Source organism: Pontibacter beigongshangensis, assembly GCF_014332515.1.
GTDB lineage: Bacteria > Bacteroidota > Bacteroidia > Cytophagales > Hymenobacteraceae > Pontibacter > Pontibacter beigongshangensis.
Map to the genome: position 1 here is coordinate 201,548 of NZ_VFSD01000005.1, position 16,838 is coordinate 218,385.

Consider the following 16,838-nt stretch of genomic DNA (forward strand, 5'->3'; position numbering starts at 1 on the left):
GTATGAAAAAGAAGATAGTGTATCTGGCAACCGACCCGCAACTGGCCCTTAACTTCAGGATAAAATATAATGAAGTATTTGATGTACAGCATTTCGATAATCCAACGCACTTATTGTCGTGGCTAACACAGGGCGAACGTACAGATGCCATCTTTAATGCATCTAACCCGGCCTCGCCATTGGGGCTCAGCCTGATAAGGACAGTAAAAAAGGAAGTAGGGTTAAATCTACCGGTTTTCTGGGTTACAGAGGAAGTCATTTCACCTGCGCTACGTGATCTGTTACTAAATGCCGGAGTTTCAGATATCTTCAGAAAGCTCCCGAATGAACAAACATTGGTAACTCGCCTGAATTATCTGTCGGCCCCAAAGCAGTCGGGTTCTTTTCTGGCGAACCCTCCAACGTACGCCTTTAAGCATTCTTTCCAGAAAAGAGCTTTTGATATCATATTTTCTGCAACAGCCCTGTTTTTCCTGCTACCAGTAATGGCCATTATTGCCATTTTGATCAAGCTGGAGTCGAAAGGGCCGGCCTTGTATTATTCTTACCGCGTGGGAGAAGGGTACAAGATATTTAAGTTCTGGAAATTTCGCTCCATGCGGCAAGATGCAGACCTGATGCTGAGCTCGGTTAAGGACCTGAATCAATATCAGACAACAACCGGAAATGAGGGGCATGAGACTAATAATGTGTGCGAAACATGCCTGAACCAGGGATCGGATTGCCAGAAAAAACTGGTAGATACCACCGGCCAGTTGATATGCGAAAAATATTATCAGCACCTGAAAAAAGGAAACGGAAATGCCTCCTTCATTAAAATTGTAAACGATCCGCGCATCACCAGAATCGGCACTTTTATTCGTAACACCAGCCTGGATGAGTTGCCCCAACTTTATAATGTGCTCCGCGGCGACATGTCAATTATAGGCAACAGACCGCTGCCACTTTATGAGGCCGAGAAAATCACAACCGACCAGTTTGCTGCCCGGTTTATTGCACCGGCCGGGATCACGGGCCTTTGGCAGGTGAGCAAGCGCGGAAAGGGCGGATATCTGTCGGAAGATGAGCGCAAAGCACTCGACATTGAGTACGCCAAAAATTATTCCTTTAAAAGAGACCTCCTAATAATTTTCAAAACTATACCAGCCATGTTTCAAAAAGAAAATGTTTAAAACAATGTTAAATATGAAAAAAATTTCACTCGCCATTTTACTGGTCCTGCATGGCATGCTAGCCATTGCTCAAACCGATCCTGCACCGGGAGCATCTGACTGGGAGAAAAAGCTGTTTATTTCGGAATATGCCATCCCCTTGCTCATAGAGGCCGCTATTACAAATTCGCCGGAGTTGGAGAATGCAGAAGCAACCAGACAATCTGCTCAGGAACAAAGGAAAATAACGAAGAAAGCCTTCTTCAGCAACTTCTCTCTTAACTCAGGCTACACCTATGGCACCTGGAACAACTTTAATATTAATGGGGAAGCTGTTAATTCGCTGAACGCGTTCGATGCCCCCTTGCGGGCCAGGTATAACATGGGCATCTCTATGTCGTTGCCATTGGGGCAACTGGTTAGCCGACATAACCAGTTAAAAATACAAGATCTGACCATTGCACAGGTTGATGCCAATAAAAGAATTACGGAAAGAGGCATCAGGCAGCAAGTAATAACCCTCTACCAGACCTTAGTATTGGCAAAGTCGCAGCTGGAACTACAGCAGCAAGCCTACCAATCGGCAGTGATCAGCCATGAACTGGCCGAAAAACAATTCAGAAGCGGGGAAATACAGATAGATGTTATGTCTAATGTGCAGCAAACCTACACCTCCATGACAGGTGCTCTGCAGTCCGCTAAGGTAAATTATGAAACAACTCTTCTGATGTTGGAAGAAACAATAGGAACAAGAATAATCGACTTAATACAAAGCAAATGAAACTAACAGATATCTTCAAACTTCTACGTCAGAACTGGTTCCTGCTGGTAGCAGTAACCTCCGTAACGGCAGCATCCATCTTTTTCTTCACTAAGAACACAGATGAAGAGTACACCTCTGACACAACCATTTATACGGGTATAGCAACAGGGTATAACCTGAGCAGTGTAACAGAAAGCAGCAACCAGTATAAAGCTGCCAACAATGCGTTTGCCAACCTGATCTCTATCATCGACTCCAGGGATATCCGTAAGGAACTAGGCTTCAGGCTATTGGCCATGCACCTGATGTTGAAAGAACACAACCCGGAAATTATTCAGGAAGAAAACTATGTCAAACTTCAGAAGGCAATACCAGCTGCGCTCAAAGCAAAGGTAGTCGGAGCAACTGTTGAAGAGACAGCTGATAACCTGGCCAGCTACTACCATGCAACCGCCAAAAATGAGATCCGGGATATTATCAATTCAGAAGACTTCACCTATTCAGAGAGCTCTTTTGCCACAATAAAGGCAAAACGCGACGGGGACAGCGACCTGATAATGATTTCCTATACCTCCACTGATCCGGTTCAGACCAAAATCACGCTGGATGCCCTGACTTACCTGTTTGTAGAGAAGCATAAACAACTGTTCACAGCCCAATCGGAGTCAGTGGTGAGCTACTTCACAACCGGGGCCGAACAAGCGCTGCAGAAGTTAAAACTGGCCGAAGAGAACCTTCTGAATTTTCAGCAGGCTAACAACATTATAGACTACAACGCGCAGGTTGGCTCTACTGCTTCAGAAAAAAGCGCTCTCCTGGCCAAGTACAACGACCTGGAGATCGAGTATGCCGGCGCCCTGGCTACCTTAAACTCACTGGAGCAAAGCTTAAAAGAAAGGGGCGTTCCTAATCTGTATAGCCAGGAGGTGCTTCAGCTTAAAAACAAGCTTTCCAGGATAACGACAGAAATTGTAGAGCTGGAGCTGCTTAACAAAGGAAAATCGAACCCGGCCTACAACAACAGGCTGGCGGCACTGAAGCAGGATGCCAATGATTTGTCTTCTAAAATGATGGGATCGGTTGATAAGCACTATACCAACACACATACCATCCAGGGCCTGCCAACCGCCACCATGCTTACCGACTGGGTTAGAAACACCTTTCTGGTAGAGGAACTAAAAAGCAAAATGAGCCTGCTCAACAAGCAGAAAGCGGTATTTGCACAGCAGTATGAGAAGCTGATGCCACTCGGCGCGGAAAGCAGAAAATACACCCGCGATGTAAACATGGCTGAGCAGGAGTACCTGGCACAACTGGACGGCCTGAAGCAAAGCATGTTAAACCAGCAGAATATTGAGCTTGTTTCTCAACTTAAGGTGGTAGATCCTCCTTACATTCCTTCCAGCCCTATTGCCTCCCGGGTGCTGCTCATCTTGTTTGGTTCAATTGGTGTCTTCTTACTGACCCTTGGTGGCCTGCTGGCATATGAGCTGCTGGATCAGTCAGTACGCAGACCGTCTGTAGCAGTTAAAAAGATGAAGTATCCTGTATTCGGAGTGCTTCCCGAAACCGATGCTTCAAGTGCGAAGCAACTGCAACTCGCTCAGAATGCCGAAGATCAGCTTGCCCGCCAGCTTATCCTGAAAATGAAGCAGAAAAACAGTGTATCTGGCCCCTTTATAGTAGGTGTCCTGAGCAGCAGATCCGGTGAAGGCAAAACAGCTCTTTGTAATACACTGGCTACTTCTCTTACATCTTTAGGCATCGAGACCCAGGTTCTTTATCCTGAAAACCACAAAGGACTTGTTTCTGCTGATGATCTGGGTAATTTTTACGCACCGCTGCAAGGTGTGCTCACAAATGCTTCAATCGCCGACCTGGCGGGAGTAGGTTTTGCAAACAACGCTGTCGTAATCGTAGAATTCCCTGCCGTGCTGGAAGACACATATCCGGTTTCGTTGCTAAGGCACCTAGACCTGGTGCTGCTAACGGTAAAAGCAAACCGTGTATGGCAACAGGCAGACAAAGCCATGTTCGAGAGCATACAAAAGGTTACCAACGCTCCTATTGAGACAGTTCTGAGCGCTGTGCAGCAAGATGATGCCAAAGAAATGGTGACCATCCGGCCTAAGCATGTCCTTCAGGAACAAAAGGCACTGCAGGCACCTAAATCTCTGGCAACTGCTTAAGTTACAGGCCAGCTCAATTCCACAGCAAACTGGTTTTACACTGATATGCTACCTATGATTGAATTCTTCTTTCGCTTCACCCACTGATTAGTGCCCCTGAAGAGGAAGGAGAATTCAATCTAACAATGAGGTTCCATTTTACAACAGCACAAAAGTTTACCATCATGAGGCAACTTGTAATATCTTCTGACAATAAATCACCCAAGTTATTAATACCCTTAGTAGTTATTGCAGCTGTCGGCATTGGTTGGGGAACTGCGCAGTTCGGCCTTCTGGTACCTGGGCTGATGCTGAGCCTGCTTCTTATTCTTCCGTTTCTTTACACTGTATTTAAAGAGCCCAAAGCAGGCATTATTGCCTTTATCGCTTACTGCTTTATTTTCAACTTTTTCACCAGAGAAATTGGCCACTTTCAGTACCTCTACATCATAGAAGGCCTGTTGGTACTTTCCTGGATAGCGGCCATTTTTCATACAACAAAAGATTACGACTGGTCGCTGCTAAAAAGTGAGATTTGCGTTCTGGGAGCCATATGGATGCTTATAAACTTCGTGGAGCTATTTAATCCGGCGGGGGCAAGCTTACTTGGCTGGCTCGTAGATATGCGTTATCCGCTGCTATGGCTGCTTATTGTGCCACTTTGCATGGTCGTGTTCAACACCAAGAAAGATCTTAATATTTTCCTGATCCTGATCATTGGCATGTCGCTGCTTGCAACGCTCAACGGTGTAAAGCAGGTAACCATCGGGATGTTTCCGGGAGAGCACGCCTGGCTAACCTCATCAGGATACAAAACGCACGTAATTTTTGGTCAGCTGCGTGCTTTTTCATTTTACATAGATGCCAGCCAGTTTGGGTCTTCGCAGGCTCATCTGCTAATCGTAGCGCTTGTACTGGCTCTCGGTCCATTTAAGATGTGGAAGCGGGTTCTGTGTGGTCTGGCAGCCATTGCCTTTCTGTACGGAGAATCTATTTCAGGAACAAGGGGGGCGTTGTTCACCATCTTTATCGGGATGACAGTTGTTCTGTTTATCAACAAAAACCTGAAGCTGTTTACGTTGGCGCTCCTGCTGGCTGTAACCGGGTTCTGCTTCCTGAAATACACCACAATCGGCCAGAGCCACTTCGAGATCAGGAGAATGCGCTCTGCGCTGAGGCCAAACGACGCATCGCTTAACACCCGTTTCAACAACCAGGCCAAGCTGCAGGACTATCTGGCATCGCGCCCGTTCGGAGGAGGAGTAGGCACTATAGGTTATACCGGCAAGCACTACAACAGTGGCACTTACCTGGCTTCTATCCCACCCGATAGCTACTGGGTGAAGATCTGGGCAGAATATGGCATTGTAGGCTTTGTAATTTGGATAAGCCTGATGATGTACATTATAGGAAAATGCTGCGGTATTGTCTGGACCACAAAAGACAAAGGCCTCAAATTTAAGCTTACGGCCCTTACGGCAGGCTCTACTGCCATTGTTATCAGCAGCTACGGCAACGAGCTGATGAACGTGATGCCATCTGCCATGATCATTTATGTTTCCTGGGCCTTTATTTTCCTCGGACCAAAACTGGATAAGGAAATAGAGGAACAGCAGCTGCTAGCCAGCCAGGAAAACCAAGAAGAAGAAGAACAGCAACAACAATTACCAACCTATGCCTAGTCCTTTGGTTTCGGTGGTTACGGTAAACTACAACCAGGCGGCTGTAACCTGCCAGATGGTAGCTTCGCTCCGGAAGGTGAGTTATCCGAACCTCGAAATAATAGTGGTAGATAACGCCTCGCCCACCGATAACCCAGACCTGATAAAGGAGCAATACCCAGAGGTAAAACTTATTAAATCCTCTGTAAACCTGGGTTATGCAGGAGGCAACAATGTAGGAGTAGCACACGCAGCCGGCGAGTATGTCCTTTTTTTGAACAACGACACGGAGGTGGAGCCTGGTTTTCTGGAGCCATTGGTTAGCCTGTTTCAGCAGCACAGCCACGCAGGCATCGCCTCTCCCAAGATCATCTACCACGGCACCGACAGGCTTATTCAGTATGCCGGCTCCAAAGGAATAAATACCTGGACGGGGCGCAGTGTCACCATCGGGCAGATGGAGCAGGACAACGGGCAACACAATGCCTCTGCCATGACCGCACTCGCCGATGGCGCCGCCATGATGGTGCCGATGCAGGTGATCAGAAAAGTGGGGTTAATGCCGGAACTGTACTTTCTGTACTACGAAGAGCTGGACTGGTGCGAGATGATTAAAAGAGCCGGTTATACCTGCCATTATGTGGCCTCCTCCACCATCTACCACAAAGAGTCGGTTTCGGTAGGCAAAGCCACTGTACTGAAAACCTATTACATGAACCGGAACCGCCTGCTCTTTATCAGAAGAAACATAACCGGTTGGCCTTTCTGGACGAGCCTGCTCATTTTTCTGGTGGCCGCCCTACCTAAAAAAGCCTTGACGTTCGGCGTTCGGCAGGAATGGAGACACCTGCAGGCATTAGGGAAAGGCTTATGGTGGAACCTGGCGAACCGCAACATCAGCACTAGTAGCCGCCACTCCTTTAACACCGATCAGGCAAAGGAACTGGTGCTGCCATAACCCGAGCAGCAGCAGCAATAATAAATGACGCAGATGGTCATTTTCATTCAAATAATTTAATAGCAGCACGCCAGGCAAAGCATTGGCACCAACGCCCTGCATCTAAACTTGAAAACAGCAACTATGTTTGTAATTGGCTTACTTCTGGATATACTACTTTTTACGGCAGGAGCCTTCCTGCTGTTTAACTGCTGCTACCTGCTTTTCTTTTCGGTTGCCGGCCATTTTAAAGCAAAACCTTTACAGGAGCTTCTGAAAAAAGACCGCCGGTTCTGCATTCTTATTCCTGCTTACCGCGAAAACGAGGTAGTACTCGAGACCAGCAAAGCAGCCCTTAACCACTCCTATGCCGGCAAAGCCGACGTGTTTGTAATAGCAGATGGCCTGGAGCCGGAAACCATCGCCAAGCTAAAAGGCAATGGCGTGGGTGTGATAGAGGTTGCCTTTGAGAAAAGCACCAAAGGCAAAGCACTCTCAGCAGCCCTGCACGCACTCCCAGAAAACCAGTATGATATTGCCGCCATCCTGGACGTGGACAATATAATGGGAGCCAACTTTCTGCAGGAGGTTAACAAAGCTTTTGGAGCAGGATATAAGGTGGTGCAGGCCCACCGCACTGCCAAAAACATGGAAACTGCCTTCGCCCTGCTGGATGCCTGCAACGAAGAAATAAATAACCATATCTACCGGAAAGGGCATTATGCCATTGGCATGTCGTCAGCTCTGATTGGCTCGGGTATGGCCTTCGGCTTTACGTACCTGAAGGAGCTGCTCCAGGATATAGGCGAAACAGTGGGAGAAGACAAGGAGCTTGACTTCAGGATCGTGAAGGACCAGGAGAAGATAGCTTACCTGGACAAGGTGTATGTGTACGACGAGAAAATAGAGAACGCCAGCGTGTTTACCCAGCAGCGTACCCGCTGGATCGCAGCCCAGGTCGAGTTCCTGAAAAAGTATGCGGCGGAGGGTGTTGTGCAGCTCTTTAAATTTGGCAACTACGAGTTCTTCAATAAAGTACTGCAGGCTTTCCTGGTACCCCGGATTTTACTTATCGGTGTTTTGGGTGTATGCTTTCTGTCTTCCTTTGTTGTACCGGCAGGCCCCTCTCCTGCTTTCTGGGCAGTGCTCCTGCTCATGCTGAGTGCCGCCTTGTTTATTGCCCTGCCCGGCCGCTTCTACAGAAACCGGAAATTATGGGAAGCCATACTCCATTTGCCTTATGCATTTTTCTGCATGGTAAAGGCCTTGCTACAGATCAACAAGGCAAAGTCATCTTTCCTCTCTACCCCGCACAAGGTCAAAGCGGTGTCATCAGAAGTTAATGTTCAACACTAAAAAATACTGTTATGCCATTCGAAATATTCGCATTTCCAGCCATCGTTTTCATGTTAATCGGTTTCTTCAGCGGTTTGACCTACGGAAAAAAAGACAACTAAAAAGTAAAGCATCTTGATATGGGAGTTATGGAGATTAGTCTTTGGATTGCTGTTGCCCTGGTATTCTATACCTACTTCGGGTATGCGCTGGTGGCATGGGTATGGGCAAAAACAAAGTCGATTATAACCAAGCCTGAACAACTGAAAGACTTCGAACCAGAAGTTACCCTTGTCGTGCCTGCCTACAACGAGGCGCCCATCCTGCAGGGCAAAATAGAAAACTGCCTCTCGCTTGATTATCCGGCCGACAAGCTCAGGATAATTTTCATTACCGACGGCTCTACCGATAACGCCGCCGAGATTTTGGCAGCATATCCGCAGATCCAGCATCTGCACTCACCGGCAAGAGGCGGCAAGTCTCTTGCCGAGAACAGAGCCATGCAGCATGTGCAAACGCCTTTCGTTATATTCACCGACTGCAACTCTTACCTTAACAAGGAGGCCGTAACGGAAATGGCAAAGCACTACCAGGATCCCCAGGTAGGTGCTGTGTCCGGAGAAAAGAAAGTGATGGCGATGGAAACATCGCCTGGTGCCGGAGAAGGTCTGTACTGGAAATATGAGTCATTTCTGAAGCGCTGCGACTCCGATATTTATAGTCTGATGGGAGCTGCCGGAGAATTGGTTTCGTTCAGAACGGCCTTATATGAGCCACTGGAAAGAGATACCATTCTGGATGATTTTGTGCAGTCGCTGCGGATAGTGGAGAAAGGCTTTAAGGTAGTGTATGAGCCCGCAGCCTTTGCTACTGAAGCGCCATCGACGTCGATAGCTGAGGAGATGAAACGCAAAGTGCGGATCTGTGCCGGTGGCTGGCAATCTATGGTTCGCCTGAGCTCGCTGCTCAATCCGTTTCGGCAGCCGGTGGTTACCTTCTTGTATGTATCGCACCGGGTACTGCGCTGGAGCCTGGCGCCGCTTATGCTTGCGCTGCTTTTGCCGCTCAACCTGGCGATAGCCTGGCAGGAAGGCAATTTCTACAGCATATTACTTGCCTTGCAGGTGGCCTTCTATTTTATGTCGTGGCTGGGTTGGCAGGCAGAAACCAGAGGCCGGAAAAGCAAACTATTGCTTGTGCCGCTCTACTTTACCATGATGAATGTGGCAGTTTTCGCCGGCTTCTTCAGGTTTATGCGCAACTCACAGCCTGCTGCCTGGGAGAAAGCCGAAAGAGCGGTTATTTCCACATCCTCTGCCAGAACCTGACAAGTGCAGCAGCATACAGGATTAACGGTCTGGGCTTTAGCAGCAGCAATTGCCTCCGGAGGGTGTTTTTTATTTGAATAATTCATGCCCCGGCCCTTTGCCGCTGCGCTTACTGGCTCAACAAGACCAATTTAAAAGTACGCAGTGTGCTGATGAATCTGCAGGCATAACGACCTGGTATTATGAAAATTAAAGAGGCAAAAAATTGAGCATCATCCAAAAGATAAAGTCCGACTCCCGCCTGAAAGCCTTAGCACTTTACATGCTGATGCCCCAAAACCAGGCAAGGCCCCGCTGGTGGGTTCGCAACTTCATGAATCCTTTTTATCACAAAAAAGGAGAAAACGCTGTTTTCCGTAACAAGGCACGCTTAGATGTGTTGCCTTTCAACCCGTTTTCGGTTGGAGCCAACTCCGTGGTAGAAGAATATGCAGTTGTGAACAACGGCATGGGCCATGTGCATATAGGAGCCCATACGTTTATCGGTCTTTTTGATGTAGTAATTGGCCCCGTAACCATTGGCAACCATGTTATTATAGCGCAGCACGTGGTGATCTCGGGCTTAAACCATGGCTACGAAGACGTGCGGATGCCTATAAAGGACCAGCCCTGCACCACTGCCGAAATTGTGATAGAAGATGACTGCTGGATTGGTGCGAATGCCGTGATCACGGCTGGTGTGCGCATCGGGAAGCACGCCGTGGTAGCAGCAGGCAGTGTGGTGACAAAAGATGTTCCGGCATACACCATAGTAGGAGGCAACCCCGCCAGGATACTGAAACAGTATAATCCGGAAACAGAAAAGTGGGAGAAGGCACAGGTACTGCAAAAGGCAGCAATATATTAAACCTCAACCTGGAAAAAGGCATGACCAATGCAGCACATATTTTTGAGGATGTCAGCCTCCTGATAACCCACTACAACAGAAGCAGTTCTCTGGAGCGCCTGCTACTGGCGTTTCAGGGTCTGGACTGTGCATTCGGCCAGACGGTAGTCTCCGACGATGGAAGCAGACCCGAGCACCTGGAGGCAGTGAAGCAACTACAGCCAATTTTCGGATTTAAGCTGGTTACCTCCACTGTAAACAAAGGCCTGGGCCACAACATGAACAAAGGACAGGATGCCGTACAGGCACCTTATACCCTGTATGTGCAGGAAGACTTTGTGCCTAAGCCTGCTTTTCCTGAAAATTTCAGGAAGGCGATGGATATGATGCACCAGGAGCAGGACCTGGACATTGTAAGGTTCTACGCCTATTTTAAGTACCCTTACCTGAAGCCCTATGGCAAAGGATTTTCTGAAATGGTGTTCAGGAAACAAATCTGGTGGGCAGATCATTTAAAATTTTATATCTACAGCGACCACCCGCATTTACGCCGTAGTTCTTTCTTTACAAAGTTCGGCCGCTATACCGAAGGCAGAAAAGGTGACGCAACAGAATTTAGGATGTGTTTGTCATTTATCAAAAACAAAGGAAGAGGGCTGTTTTTTGAGGAATATGCCGCCATGTTCGACCAGAAGAATTCTTCTGCAGAACCAAGCACCATGGCGCGCAGCAATTGGACGCAGCAGAAAGCAGTCTTTATTTTACTGCTGAGATGGTTCTACCTGAAGTTTCGCATTCTGAAAAACACCATTGAGCTGGCTAATTCAAAACAAATTTGAGGCATGAAGCTCAGGTGGCCAGCTATATTAACGAAAAACCATATATACGGACCGGAATTAACATTATTTTTCAACTAAATCATTGTTAATACAAATAAGTATATTATTTTAAATGATTATTTAATTATTTAATTTAACTTTATTCCCAAATTGAGCCAGTCCAAAATAAATGAGCAATTACTGTATTGTTGTTATAGAATGAATTAATCTTATGAGAATCTTCACGAATCCAAGCTGGATAAATGAGCTGAAATTTGATTACGAGACCCTTGACCAGGTTCCTGCCCAGGTGTTTGACACCATCAACCGTAACCTGGATAGAGTTCAGAGCGAGCGGCCTCTGGTCAGTATCCTGATATCGGCCTGGAATGAAGAGATCAATATTATCCGTTGCATAGCCAGCCTTGCTGCCATAAAAACGCAGTATCCGTTTGAGATTATTGTAATCAACAACAACTCGAAGGACAGGACGCAGGAAACCATAGACCGGCTGCACGTAAAGTCGCTGTTTGAGGCGAAGCAGGGCTGCGGGCCAGCCCGGCAAACAGGGCAGGAAAACGCTTCGGGAGATTACATATTGCTGGCCGACGCGGATTGCTACTACCCCTCCTGCTGGGTAGATGAGATGATGAAGGTGCTGACACAGCCCGAAGTGGTATGCGTGTATGGCCGGTATTCCTTTATAAGTGAACCAGGTTTTCCAAGGTGGAAGCTCTATGTGCTGGAATGCCTGAAGGATGTGATAGCAGAGTTCCGGCAATTGAAACGCCCCTACTACAATGCCTACGGCCTTAGCATGGGCTACGTAAAGGAGCTGGGCCTGAAAGTGGGCTTTATCAAAACAAGCTTCTGGGGCGACGATGGCCAGCTGTGCCTGGGCCTGATGCAGTACGGTAAAATAAAACAGGTACGCTCCAACAAAGCACGCGCCTGGACCGGCCCGCGCACGCTGCAGCGCACCGGCAATTTCTCGCAGGCACTCCAGGCCCGCATCATCAAAGAAATAAAACGGTTCAAAAACAACTTCAACTCCCGCCTGCCAAAAGATATCAGGATAACAAATGAGTAGGATGCCCCTACCAAATGGAGGAAATCACAAAAGCTGGCACTAATTTATGGATACAGTAAAGCATATTTACAAGGATGTTACCCTGCTCATTACGCACTATAACAGGAGCAGCTCTTTAGAGCGCCTGTTAAAGTCGTACCAGGACCTGAATTGTGAATTTGAGGAAATCGTAGTTTCTGATGACGGCAGCAAGCCAGAGCACCTGAAAGCCCTGAAAGAGCTTCTGAAAAGCTATGCGTTCCGGCTGGTGACCTCGCCGGTAAACAAAGGCCTCGCCAACAACCTTAACAAAGGACAAAGGGCAGTAAAAACGCCGCTTACCCTCTATGTGCAGGAAGATTTTATTCCGCTGCCAGCATTTACTACGCACTTTGCAGATGCGCTGGAGATGATGCGGGCACAGCAAGAGCTGGACATTATCCGGTTTTATGCCTACTCCGCCTACCCGTACCTGAAGCCATATAAAAAAGGGTATTCAGAAATGGTGATAAAGCCCTGGTTCACCAACTACAGAAAGATATATTATTACACAGATCACCCGCATTTACGGCGCTCCTCTTTTTTAGAAAAGTTCGGGCACTACGTAGAGGGCATCAAATCAGATAAGGCAGAGTACCTGATGTGCCTCTCCTTTATCCAGCACAAAGGCAAGGGCCTGTTTTTTGACGGATACAAGCAGCTGTTTCTGCAGAAAAACTCTACAGAGGAGCCCAGCACCATGCAACGCAGCAACTGGCGACAAAGCAGGAACCCGATTGTGGCTTATGGCAGAAATATTTACAGGCAGATAAAATATAATTTCGACATACATTTTACCAGGCAGTCTCCGCACGCTTAAGCTCTCTGCAAACTGTTGTCCGGTTATCTGAAACGCAGGTATTGAGCAGCAGCAGCAGAGGCTGCAGACGCTCCGGAGGTCTTTTTTGATTAGAATAATTACTCCTGTCCCTACAGGCCAAGTTTTTTGTAGCAGGAGTTTTAAGCATAAATAATAGCATACTGTGTACCCTTACCCCTTGGTTATGAATTTCGTTTTTGTCAGCCTACAGAGAATCAACACAGACAGAGAGTCTACCTCCACCTGCCTGGCAAAAGAACTGGCAAAAAACCATAAGGTATTGTATGTAAATGCTCCTATAGACAGGCGGGCGGTACTTGCTTCCGGTAACGACAGCTACATTACCGCCCATATCGAGGCCATCAAAAATAAAGAAGAGCCACTCACGCAAGCAGACGCGAACCTGTGGGTACTGAACCCGGCCCGGATAATTGAATCGATTAACTGGGTGCCTTTTACAGCTGTTTTTTCGGCATTGAACAGGATAAACAACTACAGGTTCGGCAAAGACATTCAGGAGGCGCTTGATACACTAGGGTTTAAAGACTTTGTGCTGATCAATGACAAAGATATTTTCAGGAGCTTTTACCTGAAAGATATCCTGAAGCCGCGGCACTACATTTACCTGGACCGCGACTATACCATCGGCACCGACTACTGGCGGAAGCATGGGGTTGAACTGGAGCCCAGGCTCATGCGCAAATCCGATGCCGTGGTGTGCAACTCGCTTGGCTTTACCAGAAGGGCCCAAAAGTACAACGCCAACAGCTTTTACATTGGCAATGGTGTGGAGTTAGAGCAGTTCTGTAACCTCGCCACCGGCTCTGCCCCCGACGACCTGGCAGCCATACCCCAGCCGATTATCGGCTATGTTGGGGCCATTATTAGTTTAAGATTGAACATACGGCTTATGGTGGAGGCAGCCCGTGCCAAGCCCCAATGGAGCTTTGTGCTGGTGGGTCCCGAAGACGAAGCCTTCAGAGCAAGCGAGCTTCACCAGTTGCCCAACGTCTATTTTCTAGGGAAAAAGCATACAAAAGAAATTCCGAACTACATCAAACATTTTGATGTGTGCGTGAATCCGCAGGTGATAAATGACATCACCATCAGCAACTTCCCACTGAAAACAGTAGAGTACCTGGCGCTCGGCAAGCCAGTGGTGGCAACAGCTACCGATACCATGAAAGAGATCTTCAGCGAGTACACGTACCTGGCCGAAGATACCAGTAGCTACCTGGCGCAACTCGAACAAGCACTGCTGCAGGATACCGAAGTATTACAGCAGCAACGAATTGCGTTTGCCAAAACCTTCAGCTGGGAAAGTGTGACGGAGATCCTGCTGAACTGCATCCACAAGATCTCGAGACAACATCCTGTGCCAGCTTAACCAAACTCTTTAAAGCTATAGATTAAGATTTGCTTCTATGTTATTCAACTCTTTTACCTTCCTGCTCTTCTTTGGCGTCATACTAATACTGTATTATTATGTACCCAAGCGCTATAAGTGGATCTTGCTGCTTACGGCGAGCTATTACTTCTATATGAGTTGGAGATGGGAATACATTTTCCTGATCATACTTTCGACGGTTATAGATTATGTAGTGGCACAGCAAATAGAGAAGAGCTCGGAAGCAGGCAGGAAAAAAATCTGGCTTGGCGTAAGTCTGGTGAGTAATCTTGGTTTGCTGTTTTACTTTAAGTACTACAACTTTTTTATCGATAGTGTTAATGAGGGTGTTTCTCTATTTGGGGTAGACCTTGCCTTACCTTTTGCCGAAATCATATTGCCCGTTGGCATCTCTTTCTATACGTTCCAGACCTTAAGCTATACCCTGGAAGTGTACTACGGCCGCCAACCTGCCGAAAAGCATTTCGGTAAGTTTGCGCTGTTTGTGTCGTACTTCCCGCAGCTGGTGGCCGGGCCGATAGAAAGGCCGCAGAACCTGCTGCACCAGCTGGACAACCCACAACCCATCGTGCCCGAGAACGTCATTAAGGGGCTGCGGCTCTTTATATGGGGTCTGTTCAAAAAGGTAGTGGTGGCTGACCGGCTGGCCTATTTTGTCGATATTGTATACAACAACCCAGACTCTTATCATGGCCTCTCCGTAATTATTGCCACTGTTTTCTTTGCCTTCCAGATCTATTGCGATTTTTCGGGCTATTCTGACATGGCTATTGGCGTGGCTAAGATAATGGGCGTGGACCTGATGAAGAATTTCAGGACACCCTACTTCTCCACCTCTGTTAAAGAGTTCTGGAGCCGCTGGCATATTTCGCTCTCCACCTGGTTCAGAGACTATGTGTACATACCTCTTGGCGGAAACAAGGTAACGGTAAACCGGTGGGCGATCAACCTGTTCATCACTTTTCTGGTTTCCGGGGTATGGCACGGCGCCAGCTGGACCTTCGTTATATGGGGCTTTATACACGGGCTTATCAGCACCTTAGAAGCCCTGAACAGCAAACGTAAATTTATCTCATTCTCTGTTCCCCCGGTGCTTAGCACCGTCTGGACTTTTTCGGTTGTCTGCTTTGCCTGGCTGTTTTTCAGGGCCAACAATATGCAGGAGGCCTTTACCCTGATCGGGAACATGTTCAACTTCAGCTATAATTTCCTGGATGAGGTGAGCGCCCTTAACGGTGCAAACCAGTATAACCTGGCCGTAGGCTTCCCGCTGATTATGCTTCTGCTACTGTTAGAGAAAGGTCAGGAACTCCGGCTGGTTCAGCATTATTTTCATTCTTACAAACCGGTGCGTTTTGCCTGCTACATATCGCTTATCGTGCTGATCGCCTTTTTCGGTGTGTTTGTAGCTCAAAGTAACTTCATCTATTTCCAGTTCTGATATATGAAAAGGATTTTACTGAATGCCTTCACCATACTTGTAATCCTTTACGGCATTTTCTGGGTGCTAGACGAGATCTTCACCAGCACCTTTCAAGCCGGAAATTACACCAAAACACAATGGCTGTATAAAATGCAGGACCAGGAGTTTGACTATGCTATTCATGGCAGCTCCAGAGCGTATACCACCATTAACATTGAAGAGATAGAGAATGAGACGAACCTGAGAGGCATTAACATCTCTGTAGACGGCAGTAACATTACCGATCAGTACCTGATGCTTAAGCTCTTTCTGGAGCACAACAACAAGATAGATCACCTCTACCTGCAGGTAGACCCATGGTCTGCTAATGATGAGTATGTGCAGCGGTTTTCGATACCCAAATTTTTTCCTTACATAAAAGAAAAAGCTGTATTCGATCATTTTAAAACCTTTGGGGCAGACTGGTATGCCTACCGCTACATTCCGTTTTACCGCTACGCCCGCTACAACACCATCTGGGGGGTGCATCAGTTCTTTAACGATGCCTTTAACCTGGTGCCACAGGATTTCGACAAACATGGCGGCTATTTTTATAACAGCGTAGCCTATACAGGCGATTCGCTTAAGCTGCGCAAGCTGGCCTTTAAGCTGGATGGGGAGTATAAATACCTGAACCAGATCATAGCCCTATGCCACGAAAATAATATCAGGCTTACGCTTTTCACATCTCCAGTCTCCGATATCCTGATTGATGAAGATTATAAGCACAACGTTGCTGCTTTTACCAGCATGATGCGCGAACAAGGAGTGGAGTACGTGAACTACGGCGACATATATGGCAACGAAATAAAGATGTTTACAGACGCTATTCACCTAAACAAATATGGGGTAAAGGATTTTACCCAACGCATAAAGGCAGACCTGCTGGGAGGTGCTACCGAGAACGCCAAGCTTACCCTCAATAAGATACCCGCCGGAGCGTCAACAGATAAACCAAGCGCCTTGTAGGGCAGCATTTACTATACCGGACAATAGCCCCTCATGCAATCTCAGCTGTAATTGCAGAAGCTACTGAAATCGGAACAGAATCCG

At 47.4% G+C, this 16,838-nt stretch carries 14 protein-coding genes; all 14 read left to right on the top strand.

The features are described 5' to 3' along the window. Positions 1–2 precede the first annotated feature (2 nt). The 14 genes from FJM74_RS22530 (at position 3) to FJM74_RS06765 (ending at position 16,754) form a co-directional block, all read left to right on the top strand. Positions 3–1,172, top strand: a complete 1,170-nt coding sequence (locus FJM74_RS22530) for a sugar transferase (protein WP_187261797.1) — start codon at positions 3–5, stop codon at positions 1,170–1,172. Positions 1,173–1,185: 13 nt separating this feature from the next. Continuing rightward, positions 1,186–1,932: a TolC family protein gene (locus FJM74_RS06705; RefSeq protein ID WP_187261798.1), complete on the top strand. Its 747-nt coding sequence runs from the start codon at positions 1,186–1,188 to the stop codon at positions 1,930–1,932. Further along, positions 1,929–4,103 (top strand): GumC family protein, encoded by a 2,175-nt coding sequence (locus tag FJM74_RS06710; RefSeq protein ID WP_187261799.1) that lies wholly within the window; start codon positions 1,929–1,931, stop codon positions 4,101–4,103. Before FJM74_RS06705 ends, FJM74_RS06710 begins: the two co-directional genes overlap by 4 nt. A 164-nt stretch (positions 4,104–4,267) precedes the next feature. Then, positions 4,268–5,764 (top strand): O-antigen ligase family protein, encoded by a 1,497-nt coding sequence (locus FJM74_RS06715; protein WP_187261800.1) that lies wholly within the window; start codon positions 4,268–4,270, stop codon positions 5,762–5,764. Next, complete coding sequence (locus tag FJM74_RS06720; RefSeq protein ID WP_187261801.1) at positions 5,757–6,701, top strand: glycosyltransferase family 2 protein; 945 nt, start codon at positions 5,757–5,759, stop codon at positions 6,699–6,701. The genes FJM74_RS06715 and FJM74_RS06720 overlap by 8 nt, the downstream gene beginning before the upstream one ends. A gap of 108 nt (positions 6,702–6,809) precedes the next feature. Next, positions 6,810–8,036: a glycosyltransferase gene (locus FJM74_RS06725; RefSeq protein WP_187261802.1), complete on the top strand. Its 1,227-nt coding sequence runs from the start codon at positions 6,810–6,812 to the stop codon at positions 8,034–8,036. A gap of 128 nt (positions 8,037–8,164) precedes the next feature. After that, the gene (locus FJM74_RS06730; RefSeq protein WP_187261803.1) at positions 8,165–9,343 is read left to right on the top strand and encodes a glycosyltransferase family 2 protein; all 1,179 of its coding nucleotides are present in this window, start codon (positions 8,165–8,167) and stop codon (positions 9,341–9,343) included. 205 nt (positions 9,344–9,548) lie between these two features. Continuing rightward, positions 9,549–10,190 (top strand): acyltransferase, encoded by a 642-nt coding sequence (locus FJM74_RS06735; protein ID WP_241738975.1) that lies wholly within the window; start codon positions 9,549–9,551, stop codon positions 10,188–10,190. After that, positions 10,148–11,008, top strand: a complete 861-nt coding sequence (locus tag FJM74_RS06740; protein ID WP_317175540.1) for a glycosyltransferase family 2 protein — start codon at positions 10,148–10,150, stop codon at positions 11,006–11,008. The genes FJM74_RS06735 and FJM74_RS06740 overlap by 43 nt, the downstream gene beginning before the upstream one ends. A gap of 211 nt (positions 11,009–11,219) precedes the next feature. Further along, on the top strand, positions 11,220–12,077 hold the full coding sequence (locus tag FJM74_RS06745) for a glycosyltransferase family 2 protein (protein WP_187261804.1): 858 nt from the start codon (positions 11,220–11,222) through the stop codon (positions 12,075–12,077). A 46-nt stretch (positions 12,078–12,123) separates the two neighbouring features. After that, on the top strand, positions 12,124–12,915 hold the full coding sequence (locus tag FJM74_RS06750) for a glycosyltransferase (protein WP_187261805.1): 792 nt from the start codon (positions 12,124–12,126) through the stop codon (positions 12,913–12,915). A 184-nt stretch (positions 12,916–13,099) separates the two neighbouring features. Next, complete coding sequence (locus tag FJM74_RS06755; RefSeq protein WP_187261806.1) at positions 13,100–14,302, top strand: glycosyltransferase; 1,203 nt, start codon at positions 13,100–13,102, stop codon at positions 14,300–14,302. Between the two features lie 37 nt (positions 14,303–14,339). After that, entirely contained in the window at positions 14,340–15,764 is a 1,425-nt protein-coding gene (locus FJM74_RS06760; protein ID WP_187261807.1) for an MBOAT family O-acyltransferase, read from the top strand. A 3-nt stretch (positions 15,765–15,767) separates the two neighbouring features. Next, on the top strand, positions 15,768–16,754 hold the full coding sequence (locus tag FJM74_RS06765) for a hypothetical protein (protein ID WP_187261808.1): 987 nt from the start codon (positions 15,768–15,770) through the stop codon (positions 16,752–16,754). Positions 16,755–16,838: the final 84 nt, after the last annotated feature.